This window comes from Micromonospora phaseoli, assembly GCF_900109115.1.
GTDB classification, from domain to species: domain Bacteria; phylum Actinomycetota; class Actinomycetes; order Mycobacteriales; family Micromonosporaceae; genus Micromonospora; species Micromonospora phaseoli.
The window spans coordinates 112,005-131,963 of record NZ_FNYV01000004.1; the positions used below are offsets into that span (position 1 = coordinate 112,005).

The following is a 19,959-nucleotide window of genomic DNA, read 5'->3' on the forward strand; positions in this document are numbered from 1 at the left end:
TCCCCTTCGACTCAGTCCAGCAGATCCGGCTGTGCCCGGACGATGTCGGCGTAGAGCGGCCGGAAGTTCAGCCGGGCGATCCCCGGGGTGCCGATCGTGCGCCGGGTCTCGGCGGCCTCGGCCGCGCCGATCAGCACGGGCCGCCCGGCCGCCTCGGCGAGCAGCTGGACCTGGCAGCTGCGGTCCATGGCGATGAACCACCACGCCGCCTCGGCCACCGAGCCGCCGACGGTGAGCAGCCCGTGGTTGCGCAGCACGACGGCCTTGGCCTCGCCGAGGGCGTCGGCGATCCGCTTGCCCTCCTCGTCGGCGAGCACCACCCCGGTGTAGTCGTCGAAGACGGTGTGGTCGTCGTAGAACGCGCAGGCGTCCTGGGTGATCGGATCCAGTGGACGACCCAGCGCCGACCACGCCCGTCCGTGGGTGGAGTGGGTGTGCGCGGCGGCGACCACGTCGGGCCGCGCGGCGTGCACGTGCGAGTGGATGACGTACCCGGCCGGGTTGATCCGCCCGGAACCCTCCAGCACCTCGCCGGCCTCGTCCACCAGCAGCAGGTCGCTGACCCGCACGTGACCGAAGTGCATGCCGAACGGGTTGATCCAGAACCGGTCCGGTTCCTGCGGGTCACGGGCGGTCACGTGACCGCCGGCCCCCTCGTCGAACCCGTAGCGGGCAAAGAGCCGGCAGGTCGCGGCCAGTTGCCGCTGCCGTCGCAGGCGCTCCTGCGCCGGCGTACGCCCGGTCATCCGCAACCTCCCGCGGTGTCGGTGTCGAAGGCGGCGCCCGCCAGCACCGCGGCGGGCACGGCCGTCGTCGGGCCCGCCGGGGTACTGGTGTCGGTACGCCAGGCGGCCAGGAAGTGATCGACCCGGTCGAGCCCCCAGAACCGGTGACGGCCCCAGCGCAGGTACGGGATGCCGAACACGTCGTCGTCGTACGCGGCGGCCAGGCAGTCGATCCCCTCCGCCCGGATCTCCGCGTCCTCCGGGGCGGCCTGGGCGGCTTCGGGGTCGACCCCGGCCACCACGGCGGCCCGGGCGATCACCTCCGGGGTGCAGATGTCCTCCCCGCGCTCCCAACGGGCCGCCACCAGCGCGTCGTAGAACGCCACCGCCCGTCCCTCGCGGCGGGCCCGCAGCCAGGCCAGGTGCGGCAGTTCCCACCACGGGTCCACGTCGATCGGCCAGGCCATCGCCAGGCCGGCCCGCTGGGCCAGCCGCTTGGTGTCCAGCAGGATGTAGCGGTGCTTGGCCCGGCTCATCTGCACGTAGTGCAGCTCCGCGCCGCGCTCCGCCAGCCCCGCGGTGGTCTTCGCGTCCGGATCCCAGTACGGATAGCAGTCGACCCGGTCGAGGATGTCGGGTACCTCGCGACGCAGTCGGTGCACGGTGAGCCAGCTGTACGGGCTGCGGAACGAGAAGTACAACCGGGGCCGACGCTTCACGCCACACCCCCGGACAACGCGCGCAGCACCTCGTCGTCGAACTCGGCCAGCTCACCGGCGTGCGGGCCGGCGCTGATCGCGTACCCGTGCAGGATGTTCGCGGTGGCGGTGTGCACCAACCGGTCGCCCCGGCGCACGTAGCAGTCCATCCGGGCGTCGAACATGACGCCTCGCAGGATTCCGGTGACGGTCAGCACGGTGTGCACCTCCTCCTCCATCTGGGCCGCCTCGACCAGCCGTACCCGGGCCCGGGAGACCACCGGGATCCAGGACCGCTCGCGAACCAGCCGGCCCACCGAGATGCCCCGGTCGGCCAGGAAGCGGTCCACCACCTCCTCCAGCGCCCGCACGTAGCCGGAGTGCTGCACCCGGTCGGAGAAGTGGCAGTAGAAGTACGGCGCCCGCCAGGTCCACAGGAACGCGTTCGACCCGACCGGGGCCAGCACGTCGGCGACCGTCTCGCCGGCGCCGATCGGCCGGTGGCCGGGTCGGGCGACCACCCCGGCCGCACCGACCGTCGGCACCACCAGGTCGGCCAGGTGCGCGGGCGCGGGCGCCGACGTCGTCGCTGCGGGCTCGGTCACCAACGCGACGCGTACCCGACCCCGCAGCACCACCTGGTCCCGGCCGTCCCGGTACACCGTCATCAGCACCGCCAGCCGGCCGCCGGACTCTCCGGTCACCTCCACCCGCACCTCGTCGTCGACCTCCAGCACCGCCGGCAGCTGCACCGAGCAGTCGACGAACTCCACGCCCAGGCCGTGGTCGTGGAAGAGGTCCCGGGCGCCGGGGCCCCGATCGCGCAGCCACTGCAGCACCGCCTCCTCCACCAGGTAGACGAAGTGCTTGAAGCCGATCCAGGTACGGATGTTGGCCCCCTCGTACCGGGGCCGCCCGACCAGGACGGTCAGCGGGGCGGTGGGTGCACTGGTCATCTGTCAGCTCCTGTCGTCAGGGACGTACCGTCACCCGGCTCGCCGCACCGACGAACCGGGCGGCCTGCTCCGCCACCTCGGCGGCGTGGCGTACATGGCAGAAGTGGTCGTAGTGCTCGTGCACGAGCAGGGTCGCCCGGGGCATGTCCCGGCCCAGGGTCGCCGCGGCGGCCGGAGAGAGGGTCGGGTCGGCCCCGCCGGCCAGGATCAACGTCGGGATGTCCACCGTGCTCAACGCGAGCCCGCCGCTGGCGACGAACTGGTCGAAGACGGTGAGGAAGCCGGCCGGACCGATCCGGTCGATGGCCTTGGCGATCATCGAGTCGAGCACGGCGACGTCCAGCGTGCGCAGCCGTTCACCGATGCGCAGCCGCAGCCCGTCGTGGATGTGCCGGTCGAAGGTGCGCCGGGCCCGGTCGAAGACCTGCCAGGTGATCGGCTGCTCCGGCGGGCAGTACAGCGGGCAGAGCAGCACCGTCGCGCGGGCCGGTCGCCGGCCGCCGGACATCAGCTCCAGGGTCGCGTTGGCTCCGAAGGAGTGCGCGACGATCGTGTCCGCCGGTCGGGGCAGTTGCGCCAGCCCGGCGGCCAGCCACTGCGCCACGCTGCCCTGGCGCCGCCACCGGTAGTCGTTGCCGGCCCGCCACGGCAGGTCCAGCGCCAGCACCCGCCAGCGGGGATCGAACGCCCGGGCGAGCGGCCGCCACGACTCCCAGGAGTCCTCCAGTCCGTGGGCGAGCACCACCAGGTCACCGCCGGACGATCCGGCAGCCAGCTCGTGCATCGCCGGCGCGGCGATCACCGGTCCGCTCCTCGCCCGCCGTCGAGGAGCGCCTCGCGCCGGCCGTCGGGGGCGGGTGCCTCGGCCGCGCCGCCGGCGTCCAGCAGCGCCTCGCGCCGGCCGTCGGTGTCGTCGCCGCAGGCGACGGCGATCGGACCGGCCACGCCGGCCGCCAGCAGCGCCGCGGCCAGCGCCAGGTTGACCACTCCGGCGGCGCCGTAACAGTCGCCCCAGCGCGTCGCCGGGTCGAAGCCCCCCGGGCCCAGCCGGCGCGCCGCCGGGTACCCGCCGCCGAGCGCCAGGACCGGACCCGCCGCCGCAGTCGGGGCGTCGCAGGTGAGCACCAGGCAGGCAGCGCCGGCGCGCAGCATGGAAGAAGCGCGGCCTGCCTGGTGCAGTCCGGTGGCCGTCTCGTCGGCCGGTTCGGCGCCCACCACCAGCACCCGCGCGGCCCGGCCGGCGCGCAGCAGCAGGGTCGCCGCGCGGACGGCGTCGAGCCCGGCGGTGGCACCCGAGCAGAACATCAGGTTCGCCGCGCCGAACCCGAACCACAGGGCGACCGTGCTGGACACCACGTTGCTGGAGGCGTTCGGCGCGGCGAGCGGGCTGACCGCGCGGCCCCCCTCGGCGCGGACGGTCCGGGCCAGGGCGGCGACGGTGGCCACGTTGCCGAGGTTGCCGGCGACGACCACGGCGGTCGCCGGATCCACGCCCGCCGGCCGGGTGCGACCGGGCGGCAGGCCGAGGGCGCGGTGCGCCGCGCAGAGCGCCAGCCGGGTCGCCGGCTCCTTGTACAGCAGACCCTTGCGGCCCAGCACCTCGTGGGCGCGGTCGGCCGGCACCGCGCCGGCCAGCGCCCCGGCCAGCCGGTCGACCGGCACCTGCCACCAGTCGGCCAGCTCGGCGGCGAGCGGGCCCGCCTCGGGCAGGTGCAGACTCCAGCCGGACACCCGCACCGTCGCGGTGACGTCGGGCACGGGCCGCCGGGCAGCCATGGCGGTCACGGCGCCTCCACCAGGGTGACCGCGTTGACGCCGCCGAACCCGAACGCGTCGCACTGGACCAGCCGCGGCGCGTACCCGGTGGTCGTGGTGGCAAAGCGCAGCCCCGTGCCCTCGGGTAGCGGACGGCGCAACCCCACCACCGGCGGCACCCGGCCGGCGGCCAGGCAGCGCTGGGCCACGTCGAGGTTGACCAGCGCGGCCGCGCCGGAGGTGTGCCCGGTCGCGCCCTTCACGGCGGTCACCAGGGGATCAGCGCCGCCGGCCACGAGCACCTGCCGGATCGCCTCGCACTCGGCCGGGTCGTTGAGCGCGGTGCCGGTGCCGTGCGCCACGACCAGGTCCACCTCGCTGGGGTTCCGGCCGCCACGGGTCAACGCGTCGCGCATCGCCCGGGCGATGCCCGACACGGACGGGGCGGTCTCGTGGTGGGCGTCGCAGGACAGGCCGGTGGCAACGATCCGAGCCAGGGCCGGGCGGGGGTCGTCGTCGGGTACCAGCACGACCGCGGCGGCGCCGTCACCGAGCAGCACGCCCTGCCGGTCGGCGTCGAACGGGCGCACCGCGTCGGTCGGACGGTCGACGACCCGGCCGATCATGGCCAGCATCGACTCGGTGGTCGCGTCGACGCCGCAGACCAGCACCGCCTCGGCGTCGCCGAGCGTGAGCAGATCCTCGGCGAGGGCCAGTGCGTGGCCACCCGCACTGCACGCGTTGCTGACCGTAACGACCTCGCTCAGGCCGGGCACGGCCGCGCGTACCGCGTCGCCGAAGTGCAGGCGGTGTGCCGGGACGGCGGGGCCGCCGGTGGCGTACGCCTCCACCGCCGCCAGTTCCCGCAGACCGGTACCGACCAGCGCCACCATCCGCCGCCGCCGTGGGTCGAGGCCGGCGGTGGCGATCGCCCGCCGGGCGCAGTCGGCGACCCAGCGGCTGGCCGCGAAGGCCCGGGCCGCGCCGTCGTCGAGGTGGTAGCCGTGGGTCACGTTGAGGGCGGACGGCTCGCCGTGCCGCAGGGCGCCGATCCCGCTGCGCCCGGTCAGCAGTGCCGCGAAGGTCTGCGGCCCGTCGCCGAGGCAGGTACGCAGCTCGCTAGCGGTCAGCCGGGCCGGCATCCGGCCACCCCCTGACGATGGCGACGGCGGTGCCGCCGTCCGGGCTGCGCGCGGTCAGCAGCGCCAGTCGCCCGGCGGCATCGGTCGGCGGCGCGGCGAGGAAGGTGGCCAGCGCGAGTCCTCCGGTGGCCGCGTCACAGCGCCCGAACAGCCGGCTGACCCGCATCCGGGCCGGGACGTGCCCGAGCGCCGCGCAGGCCGGTGCGAACTCGTCGGTGTCCTCCGGTCCCGTCTCGCCGGTGAAGACACAGGTGATCTCCGCCGGGTCGATGCCGGCACGGCGTACGGCCCGGGTCACGCAGCCGGTCAGCGCCCGGTCGGCCGCCGGGCCGCCACCGGGCCCGTACGCGGTGGCCAGGGCGAGCACCTCGGCCTCGCGGCGCGGGCCGACCCACCCGGACTGGTCGGCCCGGGCGAGCAGGAACACCGCGGCGGCCTCACCGGTCGGTACGGGTTGCCCGGTCAGCGAGGTGGTCCAGGCCCGGTGCGGGCTGAACTCCTCGACCGCGCCGACCAGCATCGCGTCGACGTAGCCCCGGGCGATGGCGTTGGTGCCGTAGCGCAGCGCGTCGAGGAAGGCCAGTGGGCCGGTCGCCACCGTGGCGTTGACCCCGCGCAGGCCGTGCCGGATGGCTGCCTGGCCGGCCGCGCAGTTCATCACGGTGTTGGGGAACAGCACCGGGTTGACCAGGTACGGCTTGTCCTGAACCAGGGTTTCCCGGGTGTAGTCGCTGGTGGAGCGGAAGCTGCCCAGCGAGGTGCCCAGCACCACACCGAGCCGGGCGCGGTTGCCGTCGTCCACCTGCACGGCCGCGTCGCGCAGCGCGTCCCCGCAGGCCACCACGGCCAGCGCCGTCGCCCGGTCGTAGAAGCTGGTGCCCTTGCGGCCCAGGTGGGCCCGGACGTCGAAGTCGACCAGCGCGTGCCCGGTCGTAGTGGGCAGCGGCTCGTCGGAGAGCGCCGTCACGTCGACCGGGGCGGCGGGCAGCGGCTCGACCGGCCAGCCACCACCGGCCGACGCGCCGACGGGAACCGTAGCTGCGGCGGGGACGGTTGCCACGGCGGGGACGGTGGCCGCCGCGGCGGCCAGGGCGGCGCGGCCCACCCCGGCCGGGCTTACCGTGCTCCACCCGGTGATCACCACGCCGGTCATCGCTGCACCTCCCGGAGCGCTCCGCCGGGGCGGTGGCCGGCGGCCGGGACACGAACACCACGCGGTCCAGGTGGGACAGGGTTCACTCGACCGCTCCGATCAGGACGATGGCGTTGTTGCCGCCGAAGGCGAATCCGTTGTTCTGCACCACCCGCACGCTGGCCTGCCGGGCGGTGTTCGGCACCGGGTCCAGCCCCACCAGCGCCGGATCCGGATTGGCCCAGTTGATGGTCGGCGGCAGGAAGCCGTGCGCGATGGCGAGCGTCCCGGCGATCGCGCCGAAACCGCTGGCCGCGCCCATGGTGTGCCCGATCATCGATTTGATCGAGCTGACCGGGGGCACCCGGTCGCCGAAGACGTCGAAGATGGCCTGCGCCTCCACCGAGTCGTTGGCCGGCGTTCCCGTGCCGTGGGCGCAGATGTAGTCCACGTCCTCCGGCTTGATGGAGGCGTTGCGGTGCGCCGCCCGCATGCAGGCGGCGATGCTGGCGCGGTCCGGCGCGACCGGGTGATTGGCATCGCAGTTGAGGCCGTAGCCGAGCACCTCGGCGTAGATGCGCGCGCCTCGGTGGCGGGCGTGCTCCAGCGTCTCCAGCATCAGGATCGCGCCGCCCTCGCCGGTGAGGATGCCGGAGCGGTCCCGGTCGAACGGTGAGCAGGCGTCGGCGGTGAGCGCCCCCAACCGGAAGAAGCCGGCGTGGGCCCACCGGCAGACCGAGTCGGCGCCACCGGCGAACATCACGTCCGCCTCACCGGTGGCGAGCGTGTCGTACGCGTAGCCGATCGCGTAGTTGCTGGCCGAGCAGGCGGTGGCCAGGGTCAGTGACTCCCCGGCCAACTCCAGTTCGGTGCTCACCGCGTGGGCGAGCCGGCCGGCCGGCACCTGCCTGAGCAGGTCCGGATCCATCCCGCCGAAACCGGCCTCGACCTGCTGGGCCGTCACCGCCTCGACCACCACCGACTCGCCGCTGGTGGTCCCGACCACGACACCGGCCCGGTCGACGGCCACCGTGGCCGGGTCGAGCCCGGAGTCGGCCAGGGCAAGCCGCGCCGCCGCCGCCGCGAACTGGCCGGACCGGCCCCACCGCGCCGGGTCGATCCGGCGCAGCAGGGCCTCGGGACGGAAGCCGGGCACCTCCCCCGCGTTGCGGTGGGGGAATCCGCTGGCGTCGAAGCTGCGGATCGGGGAAATGCCGGACCGGCCTTCCCGCAGGCCGTCGGTGAACGCGGAGACGCCGATCCCGATGCTGGACACCGGGCCGAGCCCGGTCACCACGACCCGGTTCACGGCTCAGGCCTGGCCGGCAGAGTGACGCACCACAGCGTCGTAGACCGCCTTGAGGTTGTTGAGCTGAGGCAGCTCCGACTGCGGAATCTCGATCTTGAACTTCTTGTCGAGGCGAGCGAGGATCTCGATCGCCCGCAGCGAGTCGGCCTGGTAGTCCTCGGCGAAGTCGCCGGTCTCGGTGAGCTCCTCCGGCTCCAGCTCCAGCACCTCCGCCACGATCTCGCGGAGTTCGGCCATGCGGGGGTCGGTCTGCGTCATGACAGGTCAGCCTTTCCAGCGGAGGATTGACGAAGCCGTGCCGCACCGTGCCGGGACGGACCCCGGTCGGTGGGGACACCGGCGGTTCTCGAGGTGGCGGTCTCGACCGTGAGCGCGGTACGCGGACGCCGGGCAGCCATCAGCGTGCCGACCCGGGCGATGCGACGGTCACCGACGTACGTCTCGCCGGTGGCGAAGGCGGTGTCGGCGATCACCCGTTCCAGGTGGACGGTGTGACGCAGTACGTCGCCCGGGTAGGCGGCGCCGTCGAAGGCGAAGTCCCGGGCCCCGACGAACATCAGTACGTGGTCGTCGCCGACCGGACCGTCGGCGTCGGCGAGCCAGAGCAGGGCGGCGGTCTGCCCGAGCGACTCCACCAGCAACGACGCCGGGTACGCGTAGTCGCCGGGCGGCGCGTCGTCGGTCAGGTCCCGGTAGCAGGGTTCGGTCGCGGTGACCGTCTTGACCGCCTCGATGCGGCTGCCGGGCGTCATCGTCAACACCCGGTCGACCAGCAGCAGCGGGTAGCGCTGCGGCAGCAGCGCGCGGATCTGGTGGTGCGCGAGCCCTCCCCCGGCGGCGCCGGTGGAGGGCTCGGTGCCGGTCGCCGTCGGCTCGTCGGCGTCGCCACCGTCGAAACGGGCGCGCAGCGTCACGGTCACCGTGCCGTCGTCACGGCGCCCCGAGGCCGTCACCGTCCACCGGTCGGGTCCGTCCCCGGTCGCGACGATGTCGAGGGTCAGCCGGTCCGGCGGCAGCAGTGGCGCGAGGAAGCGCACGGTGTCCACCGAGCACAGCCGCAGCCGGGGCCGGCCCGGGTTCCGCAACGCGATGTCGACCGCCTGGACCAGCGCCTCGACGATGAAGACGCCGGGGAAGACCGGGAAGCCGGGAAAGTGACCGCACAGGTTCGGGTCGTCGCGGCGGATCGGCACACCGGCGACCACCTCGACGTGGTCGCCGACGACACCGACCTGCAGGTCGTCCACCGCGGCCAGCGGGGCGGCGCCGGGCGGGCAGGGCTGGCCTTCGACCGTGCCCGGCGCGTTCACAGCGTGATCCCCCCGTCGACCTGGAAGACCTGGCCGGTGACGTACCCGGCACGTGTCGAGCAGAGGAATTCGACCAGGTCGGCGACGTCCTCGGGGCGACCGAAGCGGCCCAGCGGGATCTGCCCGAGCGCCTGCTCGCGCAGTTTGCCGGAGAGCGCGTCGGTCATGTCGGTCTCGATGAAGCCCGGCGCGACCACGTTGACCCGGATGCCGTAGCGGGCCACCTCCTTGGCCAGCGACCGGCTCAACCCGATGATCCCGGCCTTGCTGGCCGAGTACGCGGTCTGACCGGTGTTGCCGTAGACGCCGGCCACCGAGGACATGTTGACCACCACTCCGGAACGGCGCTTCATGAACCCGAAGGTCACCGTGCGGCAGAAGTTCCAGGTGCCGGTGAGGTTGGTGGACAGCACCGCCTGCCAGTCCGCCTCGGTGGCCAGCACCAGCGGACTGTCGCGGGTGATGCCGGCGTTGTTGACCAGGCAGTCGATCGGGCCGAGCGCCTCCTCGGCGGCACCGACGAACCGTTGGACCGCCGCCAGGTCGGTGACGTCGCAGGGCGCGAGGTACACCGGCACCCCGAAGGCTGCCACCTCCGCCCGGGTCTTGTCCGCCGCCTCGCTGGCGCTGCTGTAACAGCCGGCCACGGCGTAACCCTGCTCGGCGAGGCGGAGCGCGGTCGCCCGGCCGATACCCCGCGAGACGCCGGTAACCAGAGCTCGGAGCTGAGTGGTCAAAGCCAACCTCCCCTGTCGGACGCCTGCCGACTGGATGTAACACAACACAACACTGACGGGTGTGTCGTATCTTCTCCGCGCCAACATACTGGCTCATCGGCGACGCGGTCAGCAAGTGGTGTCGTATGTTTTCTTTGGTGTCCCGACGGATGCCGCGTCGATCTCGGCGAGCACCTGCGCGGTGTGCTGGCCGGGGGCCGGTGCGCCGTGCCGGACCCGGGTGGGCGTGCGGGAGAACTTCGCCGCCGGTCCGACGATCGGGGCGGTGCTGCCGTCGCTGAGCACGGTGGGCTGCAGCATCGACCGTTGGGCCAGGTACGGGTCGGCCACCACCTCGGCGACCGTGCGTACCCGGGAGACGGTCAGGCCCCGGCCGACCAGCTCGGCGACCGCGACGTCGGCGGGTCGGGCGGCGCACCAGTGCGCGACCACGGCGTCCACCTCGGCCCGGTTGGCCAGCCGGTCGGCCGCCCGGGCGAACCTCGGCGCGCGGGCCAGCTCCGGTCGGCCGATCGCCTCGGCCAGCTCCCGCCAGTGCCGGTCCAACGCGACGGCGAGGTAGACCTGCCCTTCGGCGCAGTCGTAGACGTTGGCGGGCACCACGAAGTCGGTCTGGTTGCCCCACCGCCCGGGCGGCCGGCCCGCCGCGGCGAGGGTGTGCAGCCCGGCGCTGCCGGCCAGCATCGTGTCGAACATCGCCACGTCGACGTGCTGCCCCTCGCCGGAGTGCCGGCGGTGCCAGAGGGCGGCCAGTGCGCCGATCGCACCGTGCAGGCCAGCCAGCTCGTCGGCGAGGAACGTCGGGGCCCGCACCGGGCCGCCGTCGGGATCACCGTTGAGCGACATCCATCCGCTGGCGGCCTGCACGATCGGGTCGTACGCCGCCTCGGCCCGCCGGTCGCCGTACTGGCCCCAGCCGGAGATGGAGACGAGAACCAGGTCGGGCCGGACCGCGCGGCACTGCGTCCAGCCCACTCCCCAGCCGTCGAGGGTGCCGGGCCGATAGTTCTCCACCACCACGTCGGCGGTGGCGACGAGCCGCAGGAACGCCTCCCGGCCGGACGGCTCGCGCAGGTCGAGCCCGACGCTGCGCTTGTTCCGGTTGACGGTCTGCCGGAACCAGGACAGCCCGGTGCCGGGGATCCGGGGCGGCACCTCGCCATCGCGACCGTGCGGCAGCTCCACCCGGATCACGTCGGCACCCAGATCGGCGAGGATAGCGCTGGTCAGCGGGCCGGACCAGACCTTCGTCACGTCCAGCACCCGGACGCCGTCCAGGGGCCCGGCCAGATCTTCGCGGGCCTCGCGGTAGAAGTCTGCGGCGTCGCGGTACGACGCGTGGCCGTCCACCGCAGATCACATCCGCTGCAGGATCGAGGCGGTGCCCAGCGCTCCGCCGCAGCACATCGTCACCAGGGCCAGTTCCCCCTCGGTGCGTTCCAGCTCATGCAGCGCGGTGACCAGCAGCCGGGTGCCGGAGGCGCCCAACGGGTGGCCCAGCGCGATGGCACCGCCATTGACGTTGACCCGGTCCGGGTCGGCGTCGTGTGCGGCCGTCCAGCCGAGCACGACGGCGGCGAACGCCTCGTTGACCTCGGCGAGATCGATGTCGGACAGTCGCATCCTCGCCCGACCGAGTATCTTCCGGGTCGCCACCACCGGCCCCTCCAGCAGCAGGTACGGGTCCGATCCGGTGACGACCTGGTGCAGCATCCGGGCCCGGGGACGCAGCCCCAGCGCGGCGGCGCGCTCGGCGGACATCCACAGGACGGCCGCCGCTCCGTCGGATATCTGCGAGGTGGTGCCGGCGGTGTGCACGCCGTCGTCGATCGTGGGCCGCAGCCCGGCCAGCCCCTGCGGGGAGGTCTCGCGCAGCCCCTGGTCCCGGGTCACCTCGACGGTGCCGCCGTCGGCCGTGGGCGCCCGCACCGTGACCACCTCGGCGTCGAACCGTCCCTGTGCCCAGGCCCGCGCCGCCCGCCGTTGGGAGCGCATCCCGTACGCGTCGGCGGCGGCCCGGTCGACGCCGTACCGGGCGGCGATGCGTTCCGCCCCGCCGAACTGCGCCTTCGGCGGATCGTCCCACGGGTAGTCGTCGGTCTTGTAGTGCCCGGGGCCCTGGTAGAGGTTGGTGCCCACCGGCACCCGGGACATGGACTCGACCCCGCAGGCGATGCCCACGTCGATCACCCCAGCGGTGATCAACGCGGCGACCAGGTGGTTGGCCTGCTGCGCGGAGCCACAGGAGACGTCCACCGTGGTGCAGGCCACCTCCGGATCCAGTCCGGTGGACAACCAGGCGTTGCGGGTGACGTTGAGACTCTGCTCGCCGACCTGGGTGACACAGCCGCCGATGATCTGGTCCACCTCCGACGGCGGCAGGCCGACCCGGTCGAGCACCTCCCGCTGGACGGTGCGTAGCAGCTCGACAGCCTTCAGTCCGCTGAGCCAGCCGTCCCGCCGGCCGATCGGGGTACGCGCCGCCGCGACGATCACCGCATCCGCCACGACACTCACTCCTCTCGCAGCGACAGGGCGAGCTTCGGGCAGCCGCGCACAGCCGTCTCCACCTGCGCCAACTGCTCCGCCGACGGCCGCTCGACCAGCACGTGCATCAGGTCGTCGTCCCGGATCTCGAACACCTCGGGCGCGCTGTCGGCGCAGATCCCGTGGCTGTCACACCGGTCGTAGTCCACGACTATCCACATCGTCTTCTCCCACGCTCCTGTCGGGTTCGCCGGGCACGCTCACGATAGATGACGCATGTAGGATTTGCCGACACGGAGAAGCAACAGACACTTGCGCCGAAGAAGACGTGTCGCATAGCGTCGGGCGGTCCGTTCCGGCGGAAGCTTCCCGTCCGGCACGCCGAGGAGGCCGACCATGCTGACCGGATGCGTACCCTGGCCCGACGAGCCCGCCCAGCGCTATCGCCAGGAGGGCATCTGGCGTGGCGAGGTGCTGGGTGACCTGCTGCGCCCATGGGCGGCCCGCGATCCCGACCGTACCGCCGTGGTCACCCGGCACGGCCGGCACAGCTATGCCGGGCTGGACAACCGCGCCGACCGGCTGGCGGCCGGGCTGGTCGCGCTGGGCATCGGCCCCGGCGACCGGGTCGTCGTGCAGCTGCCGAACACCCCGGACTTCGTCGTGACGTGTGTGGCGCTTTTTCGCGTCGGCGCGCTCCCGGTGCTCGCGCTGCCGGCCCACCGCCGGGCCGAGCTGGGCTATCTCGCCGAGTACGCCGGCGCGGCGGCGCTGGTGGTGCCCGACGTGCTGGCCGGCACCGACCATCGGGACCTGGCCCGGGCCGTCCGCCAGGCGGTACCCGGGCTCAAACACGTCCTGGTGGCCGGTGAGGCGCAGGAGCTGACCGCGCTGCGCGACGTGGACGCCGAACCGCTGGAACTGCCCGCACCCGACCCGTCGGAGGTGGCGTTCTTCCTGCTCTCCGGCGGCACCACCGGCCTGCCCAAGTTGATCCCCCGCACCCACGACGACTACGCCTTCCAGCTGCGGGCCACCGCCGAGGCGATGGGCTTCGACGAGCACGGCGCATACCTCGCCGCGCTGCCGGTGGCGCACAACGCCGCGCTCGGCTGCCCCGGCGTGCTGGGTGCGCTGCGCGCCGGTGGCCGGGCCGTGCTGGCCGCCAGCCCGGCCCCCGACGAGGTGTTTCCGCTGATCACCGCCGAGCAGGTCACCCTGACGACGCTGATGCCGGCGCTGCTGCCCGTGTGGACGGAGACCGCCGCCGTCTTCGGCGCCGACCTGTCGAAACTGGTCATCGAGGTCGGTGGCGCCACGCTCAGCCCGGAGGTGGCCCGCCGGGTACGACCCGCCACCGGTGCCACCCTCACCCACTGGTTCGGGATGGCCGAGGGGGTGCTCTGCTTCACCCGGCCCGGCGACGGCGACGAGGTCGCCGCCACCACCCAGGGCACACCGCTCAGCCCCGCCGACGAGCTGCGCGTGGTGGACGAGGCCGACCGGGACGTCCCCGCCGGCAAGGTCGGTGAGCTGCTGGCCCGGGGTCCGTGCACGCTGCGCGGCTACTACGCCGTGCCCGAGCACAACCGCACCGTCTTCACCGCAGACGGGTTCCTGCGCACCGGCGACCTGGTGCGCCGCGACGCCGCCGGGCGGCTGGTGGTGGTCGGCCGGATCAAGGACGTGGTGAACCGGGGCGGCGAGAAGATCTCCGTCGACGAGGTGGAGGCCCACCTGGTGGCCCATCCGGCGGTGCGTACCGCCGCTGTGGTGCCGGTGCCCGACCCCCGGCTGGGCGAGAAGACCTGCGCGGTCATCGTCGCGCGGGACGCGCCGCCCAGCCTCGCCGAGGTGCACGACTTCCTGCGCGCCCGCGGGCTGGCCGACTTCAAGCTGCCCGACCGGCTGCACGTCACGCCCCAGCTGCCGTACACCCCGGTCGGCAAGATCGACCGGCGGGCGCTGGCTCGCGAGGTGGTGGCGTGACCCGCCCGCCGCTGGCCACCCCCGCCACCGGCGTCGACCGGGTGCTCTGGCTCGACGGGCTGCCCGCCGACCAACTCGCCGCCCGACCGCCGCTGGACGGCGACACCACCGCCGACGTGGCCATCGTCGGCGCCGGCTACACCGGCCTGTGGACCGCCTACTACCTGAGCACCTTCCATCCAGACCTGGCGGTGGTGGTGGTCGACGCCGGACGGGCGGGGTTCGGCGCCTCCGGCCGCAACGGCGGTTGGTGCACCGCCGAGATGCCGGCGCTGCTGCCGAGCCTGGTCCGCCGGCACGGACCGATGGCCGCGATGCGGCTGTACCGGGCCGGCCGGCGCACCCTCGACGAGCTTCGCCGGGTGTTCGACGCGGAGGGGATCGACGCGCATTGGCGGCACGACGGCTCGCTCTACGTGGCGCGCAGCGCACCGCAGGTCGACCGCCTGCGCGGCTGGCACGACGTGCGGAACAGGCTCGGCATCGGCGGGCTCACCCTGACCGTCGGGGCGCAGGCCGCCGAGCAGGTCGGACTGACCGGCGTACGCGCCACCGCGTACACCCCGCACTGCGCCGCCGTGCAGCCGGCCCGCATCGCCCGCGGCCTGCTCGCCGCAGTCGAACGCCGGGGGGTACGCGTCGCCGAGGGCACCCGGGCGACCCGGATCGCCCCCGGGCTGCTGGTCACCGACCGCGGCACCGTCCGCGCCCGGTCGGTGCTGTGCGCCACCGAGGGCTACACCGGGAACCTTGCCGGGCACGCCCGCCGGGTGCTGCCGCTGCACTCCTACGCGCTGGCCACCGAGCCGCTGGACGCCGGCACCTGGCACCGTCTGGGCCTGCACGACCACCGGACGGTCGCCGAGTCCCGCTACCAGTTCGGCTACCTGCAGCGCACTCTCGACGACCGGCTGGTGCTCGGTGGACGCGGCGCCTACTACCGGTTCGGCTCCGCCACCGACCGGGGACCGGCCGCCGCCCGCCGGGCCTACGACCGGCTGCGCCGCACTCTGGCCGAGCTGCTGCCCGACCTCGCCGACGTGCCCGTGTCGCATCGATGGAACGGGGTGTACGGGTTGCACCGGCACACCGAGCCCGAAGTGGTCTACGACCGCGAGACCGGGCTGGGCCACGCGGGCGGCTACGGCGGCGAGGGGATCGCCCTGAGCAACCTCGCCGCCCGGTCGCTGGCCGCGCTGGTGGCCGGGATCAGCCGCCCGGAGACCCGGCTGTGCTGGGTGGACAACGCCTCACGCCGCTGGGAGCCGGAACCGCTGCGGTACCTCGGCGTGCGGGGGGTCAGCGCGGTCGCCACCGGGGCCGACCGCTACGAGCATCGCACCGATCGACCGGCGCCGCTGGCCCGGCTCGCCCTGCGCGCCATCGTGTGAGCCCCTGACCAACCCGACGAGGAGGCTGGTGTGGACGACCTGCAACGGATGCGCAAGGTCTGGGAGTTCATCTTCGGACAGTCGGTCGCCGACGACGCCGACTTCTTCACCGACCTCGACGGCGACTCGATGGCCGCCGCCGCCCTCGTGCACCACGTCGCCGAGGAGTTCGGCGTCTCGCTGCCGTTGTTCGAGGTGTTCGACCGCCCGACGCCGGCGGAACTGCTCGCGGCCGTCCGGGAACAGCTCTCGGTCGGCTGATCGCCGCCAATGCCAGCGAGGAGCACGATGGACCAGCTCACGGCGACCGGCTTCGGACTCAGCGACCTGCAACAGGCGTACCTGATCGGCGAGCTGGGCGACTTCCAGCTCGGCGGTCCCGCCCTGTTCTACGAGGAGTACGCCTGCCCGCCGTTCGACATCGAGGCGTTCACCGCGGCCGTGCGCACCCTGGTGCGCCGGCACCCGATGCTGCGCTGCGCCATCGGGGAGGACGGCCAGGTCCGGATCCTGGACGACCCGCCGGCATCGCTGACGGTGCGCTCGCTGCGGGGCGAGACCCCCCGGCGGCGCGCCGCGCTGCTGGCCGCCAGCCGCCGCGAGCTGTCCGAGGACGGGCCACCGCTGGCCGGTCCGGCCGCCTTCCGGATGGTCGTCTGGTGCGACGAGGCGGAGTTCCTGGTGCAGATGGCGGGCCGGCTGATCGTCTTCGACGGCCAGTCCGGGGAGGTCTTCGCCCAGGAGCTACGTACCCTGCTGGGCGGCGGCGACCTCGCGCCGCTGGACTTCACCTATGAGCGGTACCGCCGGGAACTGGAGCAGCGCCGCGACGGCCCGGAGTACGCGGCGGCCCGCCGCTACTGGACCGAACGGCTCGACGACCTGCCCGGCGCACCGGAGCTGCCGCTGCGCCGGGGCGGACGGCACGACGGCCCGCTGGTGCGGCGTACCTTCACGCTGCCCCCGGAGCTGACCGACGCGTTCACCGCGGCGCTGCGTCGCCGCCGGCTCACCCCGACGATGGCCGTCGCCGCCGCGTTCGCCCGGGTGCTGCGGCACTGGAGCCGCCAGCCCCGGTTCACCGTCAACATCATGTACGGCGAGCGGCTCAACCTGCACCCGGACGTGTCCCGGCTGATCGGCAGCTTCGCCAGCACCCTGCTGCTGGAGTGTTCGCCGGCGGGCGGACAGGACGACTTCGCCGCCGACGCGACCGCGATCCGCTCCCGGCTGCTGCGCGACATGGCCCACGGCGCGTTCAGCGGCGTATCGGTGATCCGGGAGCTGAACCGCCGCTCCGGCACCGTCTCCGGGGCCCGGATGCCGGTGGTCTTCACCAGCATGCTCGGGCTCGGCTCCGACACCGACCCGGTCTTCCTGGAGCTGCTCGGCTGGCAGCGCCGCGATTCGCTGGTCCGCACCCCACAGGTCGCCTTCGACCACCAGGTGTTCATGCGCGCCGGCGAGATGGTGTTCAGCTGGGACACCGCCGACGGCCTCTACCCGGCCGGTCTGGTCGACGACATGTTCGCCGCGTACCGGCGACTCCTGGTCGACCTGGCCACCGAGGACGGGGCCTGGACGTCGCCGGTGGGTGAGCGGTTGACGCCCGACCGGCAGCTGGCCGTGCGGGCGCAGGTCAACGACACCGTCGCCGAGGTGGCCCCGCAGACCCTGCACGACGGTTTCCTGACCTGGGCACGCCGCACCCCGGACGCCGAGGCCGTGCTCACCTCGACCGGCGCGACCACGTACCGGCAGCTGCGGAGCAGGGCCGGTGCGGTGGCCGCCGCGCTGCGCGCCGCCGGACGGGGTCCGGGCGACCTGGTCGCGGTCGTCGCCGAGCGGGGCGTCGACCAGATCGCGGCGCTGCTCGGGGTGCTGATGAGCGGCGCGGCCTACGTGCCGGTCTCGCCCGGCTGGCCGGTCCGGCGCCGGGCACAGATATTCGCCGGGGCGGCCGTGCGCGCGGTGCTCGGGCAGAGCGACGGCGACCTCGACGGCGCACCTACCGACGCCGTGCGGTGGCGCCTGGCCGACCTCGCCACGGGCGACCTGCCCGACACCGAGACGGCCGACGACCCGGAGGCGCTGGCGTACGTGATCTTCACGTCCGGCACCACCGGCACCCCCAAGGGTGTGATGATCCGCCATCAGAGCGCGGCGAACACCATCGTGGACATCAACGAGCGCTTCGGGGTCACCGCCGCCGACCGGGCGTTGGCGGTCTCCGAGTTCACCTTCGACCTCTCCGTGTACGACGTCTTCGGGTTGCTGGCCGTCGGCGGCACGGTGGTCGTACCCGATCCGGAGCAGGCCCGCGAGGTGGTGCACCTGCACGAGTTGGCCGACCGGACCGGCGTCACGGTGTGGAGTTCGGTCCCCGCCTACCTGGCGATGTACGTCGACTACGTCCGTGCGGCGGCCGACCGGGCACGGCCACGGACGCTGCGGCTGGCGATGGTCAGCGGCGACTGGGTGCCGCTGCCGCTGGGCCGCGAGCTGGCCGAGATCGCACCGGCCGCCCGGTGCGTCGCGCTCGGCGGGGCCACCGAGGCGTCGATCTGGTCGAACTGGTTCGACGTGCCGGCCCAGGTGCCGGCCGAGTGGACCAGCGTCCCGTACGGCTGGCCACTGCGCAACCAGCGCTTCCACGTCCTCGACGCACAGCTCGCCCACCGGCCCGACTGGGTGCCCGGAGGTCTGTACATCGCCGGACGAGGGCTCGCCGACGGCTACCTGCACGCACCGGAGCTGACCGCCGCCGCCTTCGTCACCCACCCGGTCACCGGGGAGCGGCTCTACCGCACCGGTGACGTGGGACGGTACCGGCCCGACGGGGTGATCGAGTTCCTCGGCCGCGACGACCCGCAAGTGAAGATCAACGGCTTCCGGGTGGAGCTCGGGGAGATCGAGGCAGCCCTGGTCGAGCAGCCCGGGGTCGCCGACGCCGTGGTCGTCGCCCGGCGCAGCGAGCGGGGTGCGTCGCTGGTCGCCTTCGTGGCGGCCGAGGCGACGCGGCCGACCACCGGCGACACGCTGCGCGGCGCGCTGCGCGCGGTGCTGCCCGGGTACCTGGTGCCGCCGGTGATCGAGGTCCGCGAGGCGCTGCCGCTGACCGGCAACGGCAAGGTGGACCGCGCCGCGCTGGCCGCCGCGGCCGCCGGTCTGGCCCCGGACACCGGCAAGTTCCGCGCCCCGCGTACCGCAACGCAGCGGCGGCTGGCCGCGCTCTGGTCGGAGCTGCTCGACGTGCCGTCGGTCGGCATCGACGACCCGTTCTTCGCCCTGGGCGGCAGCTCGCTTCAGGCAGCGCAGCTGATGAACCGCGTCGAGCGGGAGTTCGGCAGCCGGCTGCCGCTGGCCGCGCTGTACCAACACCGCACCGTGGCCGAGCTGGCCCGGCTGCTCGACACCCGTGACCGGCCCGCCGGGGCGTCGGCGGTGCAGTCGCTGGCCCCCGGTGACGGACCCCCGGTGGTGCTGGTCCACCCGGTCGGCGGCGACCTGCTCTGCTACCGCGAACTGGTCGACCGGCTGCGCGGGGACTGGTCGCTGCTCGGTCTCGCGTCACCGGCGCTGGACACCGCGGTCGCGGTGCCGCCGACGCTGACCGAGCTGGCCCGCGGCTACCTCGACGAGGTGCGCGCCGCGCTGCCGGCCGACACACCGGTACGGCTGGTCGGCTGGTCGCTGGGGGCGGTGCTGGCGTACGAGCTGGGCCGGCAGCTGACCGACGCGGGGCGGGCCTGCACGGCGGTGCTGATCGACCCGTGGGTCGGCCCGGCCGACGCGCCGGGCGAGCCGGCCGCCGAAGAGCTGGTCCGGGCCTTCCTGACCGACGTGACCCGGGGCGAGGTGTCCGCCGGATCAGCCATCGGTGGCGTCTGCACCGGCGAGGAGGCGCTGCGGGTGGCCTGGCCGGCCCTGACGGCCGACCGACCGGAGCTGACCTCGCTCGGTCTGGAAGCGGCGCAGCGGCTCTTCGGCGTCTTCGCCGCACACACCCGCGCCCTGCTCCGCTATCCGGCACCGGCGGCGCCGGGGCTGCGGGTGCACCTGCTGGAGGCGCAGACCGCGCTGGGTGGTGCGGCCGGCGGCTACCTGGTGCGGCTTGGCGACCGGCTGCCCGAGGGGGCCGTGACGACCCGGCTCCGGGTGCCCGGTGACCACTTCGCGGTGACCGATCCGGCCGGGGTGGCCGCGATCGCCGACGCGGTCGCCGATGGCCTCACCGAGCCCTGAGCGCCTCCGCCGCCGGCCGCGCGGCGCCGGTGCCAGCAGCACCCGACCCGGCCGCGCGGTAGGCGGCCCGGCCGGGCGGTAGC

Annotated in this window: 18 protein-coding genes; 4 read left to right on the forward strand and 14 right to left on the reverse strand. The window is 74.1% G+C overall.

What is annotated here, in order from left to right; all coding sequences use genetic code 11:
* Nucleotides 1–11: 11 nt before the first annotated feature.
* The 14 genes from BMY89_RS12055 to BMY89_RS12125 form a co-directional block, all read right to left on the reverse strand.
* Nucleotides 12–746, reverse strand: coding sequence for a class II aldolase/adducin family protein (locus BMY89_RS12055; RefSeq protein WP_092379619.1), 735 nt, complete (start codon nucleotides 744–746; stop codon nucleotides 12–14).
* Nucleotides 743–1,444 carry a 2-hydroxychromene-2-carboxylate isomerase gene (locus BMY89_RS12060; protein WP_092379621.1) on the reverse strand — a complete coding sequence of 234 codons (702 nt, stop codon included), beginning with the start codon at nucleotides 1,442–1,444 and terminating at the stop codon, nucleotides 743–745. The genes BMY89_RS12055 and BMY89_RS12060 overlap by 4 nt, the downstream gene beginning before the upstream one ends.
* The gene (locus BMY89_RS12065) at nucleotides 1,441–2,379 is read right to left on the reverse strand and encodes a thioesterase family protein (protein WP_092379624.1); all 939 of its coding nucleotides are present in this window, start codon (nucleotides 2,377–2,379) and stop codon (nucleotides 1,441–1,443) included. Before BMY89_RS12065 ends, BMY89_RS12060 begins: the two co-directional genes overlap by 4 nt.
* 16 nt (nucleotides 2,380–2,395) lie before the next feature.
* The gene (locus BMY89_RS12070; RefSeq protein WP_092380317.1) at nucleotides 2,396–3,163 is read right to left on the reverse strand and encodes an alpha/beta fold hydrolase; all 768 of its coding nucleotides are present in this window, start codon (nucleotides 3,161–3,163) and stop codon (nucleotides 2,396–2,398) included.
* Between the two features lie 14 nt (nucleotides 3,164–3,177).
* Nucleotides 3,178–4,155, reverse strand: coding sequence for a beta-ketoacyl synthase N-terminal-like domain-containing protein (locus BMY89_RS12075; protein WP_092380315.1), 978 nt, complete (start codon nucleotides 4,153–4,155; stop codon nucleotides 3,178–3,180).
* Nucleotides 4,156–4,160: 5 nt separating this feature from the next.
* A complete protein-coding gene (locus BMY89_RS12080; RefSeq protein ID WP_092379627.1) occupies nucleotides 4,161–5,276 on the reverse strand; it encodes a beta-ketoacyl synthase N-terminal-like domain-containing protein in 1,116 nt (371 codons plus the stop codon).
* Complete coding sequence (locus tag BMY89_RS12085; protein WP_092379629.1) at nucleotides 5,254–6,429, reverse strand: beta-ketoacyl synthase N-terminal-like domain-containing protein; 1,176 nt, start codon at nucleotides 6,427–6,429, stop codon at nucleotides 5,254–5,256. The genes BMY89_RS12080 and BMY89_RS12085 overlap by 23 nt, the downstream gene beginning before the upstream one ends.
* An 82-nt stretch (nucleotides 6,430–6,511) precedes the next feature.
* Entirely contained in the window at nucleotides 6,512–7,717 is a 1,206-nt protein-coding gene (locus BMY89_RS12090) for a beta-ketoacyl-[acyl-carrier-protein] synthase family protein (RefSeq protein WP_092379631.1), read from the reverse strand.
* 3 nt (nucleotides 7,718–7,720) lie between these two features.
* The gene (locus BMY89_RS12095; protein WP_092379634.1) at nucleotides 7,721–7,975 is read right to left on the reverse strand and encodes an acyl carrier protein; all 255 of its coding nucleotides are present in this window, start codon (nucleotides 7,973–7,975) and stop codon (nucleotides 7,721–7,723) included.
* Nucleotides 7,972–9,027, reverse strand: coding sequence for a 3-hydroxyacyl-ACP dehydratase FabZ family protein (locus tag BMY89_RS30865; RefSeq protein ID WP_232521252.1), 1,056 nt, complete (start codon nucleotides 9,025–9,027; stop codon nucleotides 7,972–7,974). The genes BMY89_RS12095 and BMY89_RS30865 overlap by 4 nt, the downstream gene beginning before the upstream one ends.
* Nucleotides 9,024–9,764 carry a 3-oxoacyl-[acyl-carrier-protein] reductase gene (fabG, locus tag BMY89_RS12110; RefSeq protein ID WP_092379637.1) on the reverse strand — a complete coding sequence of 247 codons (741 nt, stop codon included), beginning with the start codon at nucleotides 9,762–9,764 and terminating at the stop codon, nucleotides 9,024–9,026. The genes BMY89_RS30865 and fabG overlap by 4 nt, the downstream gene beginning before the upstream one ends.
* 108 nt (nucleotides 9,765–9,872) lie before the next feature.
* Nucleotides 9,873–11,114, reverse strand: coding sequence for a CaiB/BaiF CoA transferase family protein (locus tag BMY89_RS12115; RefSeq protein WP_092379639.1), 1,242 nt, complete (start codon nucleotides 11,112–11,114; stop codon nucleotides 9,873–9,875).
* Between the two features lie 6 nt (nucleotides 11,115–11,120).
* Nucleotides 11,121–12,272 (reverse strand): steroid 3-ketoacyl-CoA thiolase, encoded by a 1,152-nt coding sequence (locus tag BMY89_RS12120; protein WP_092380320.1) that lies wholly within the window; start codon nucleotides 12,270–12,272, stop codon nucleotides 11,121–11,123.
* A gap of 5 nt (nucleotides 12,273–12,277) precedes the next feature.
* Nucleotides 12,278–12,472 (reverse strand): ferredoxin, encoded by a 195-nt coding sequence (locus BMY89_RS12125; protein WP_092379642.1) that lies wholly within the window; start codon nucleotides 12,470–12,472, stop codon nucleotides 12,278–12,280.
* A gap of 175 nt (nucleotides 12,473–12,647) precedes the next feature.
* Between BMY89_RS12125 and BMY89_RS12130 the strand changes: the two genes are divergently transcribed.
* Genes BMY89_RS12130 through BMY89_RS12145 form a run of 4 tightly spaced genes read left to right on the forward strand, consistent with a single transcriptional unit; the run spans nucleotide 12,648 to nucleotide 19,876 of the window.
* A complete protein-coding gene (locus BMY89_RS12130; RefSeq protein ID WP_092379645.1) occupies nucleotides 12,648–14,240 on the forward strand; it encodes a (2,3-dihydroxybenzoyl)adenylate synthase in 1,593 nt (530 codons plus the stop codon).
* Nucleotides 14,237–15,631, forward strand: a complete 1,395-nt coding sequence (locus tag BMY89_RS12135; RefSeq protein WP_092379648.1) for an NAD(P)/FAD-dependent oxidoreductase — start codon at nucleotides 14,237–14,239, stop codon at nucleotides 15,629–15,631. The genes BMY89_RS12130 and BMY89_RS12135 overlap by 4 nt, the downstream gene beginning before the upstream one ends.
* A gap of 30 nt (nucleotides 15,632–15,661) precedes the next feature.
* On the forward strand, nucleotides 15,662–15,892 hold the full coding sequence (locus BMY89_RS12140) for an acyl carrier protein (RefSeq protein ID WP_092379651.1): 231 nt from the start codon (nucleotides 15,662–15,664) through the stop codon (nucleotides 15,890–15,892).
* Nucleotides 15,893–15,919: 27 nt separating this feature from the next.
* On the forward strand, nucleotides 15,920–19,876 hold the full coding sequence (locus BMY89_RS12145) for a non-ribosomal peptide synthetase (RefSeq protein WP_092379654.1): 3,957 nt from the start codon (nucleotides 15,920–15,922) through the stop codon (nucleotides 19,874–19,876).
* Nucleotides 19,877–19,959 lie beyond the last annotated feature (83 nt).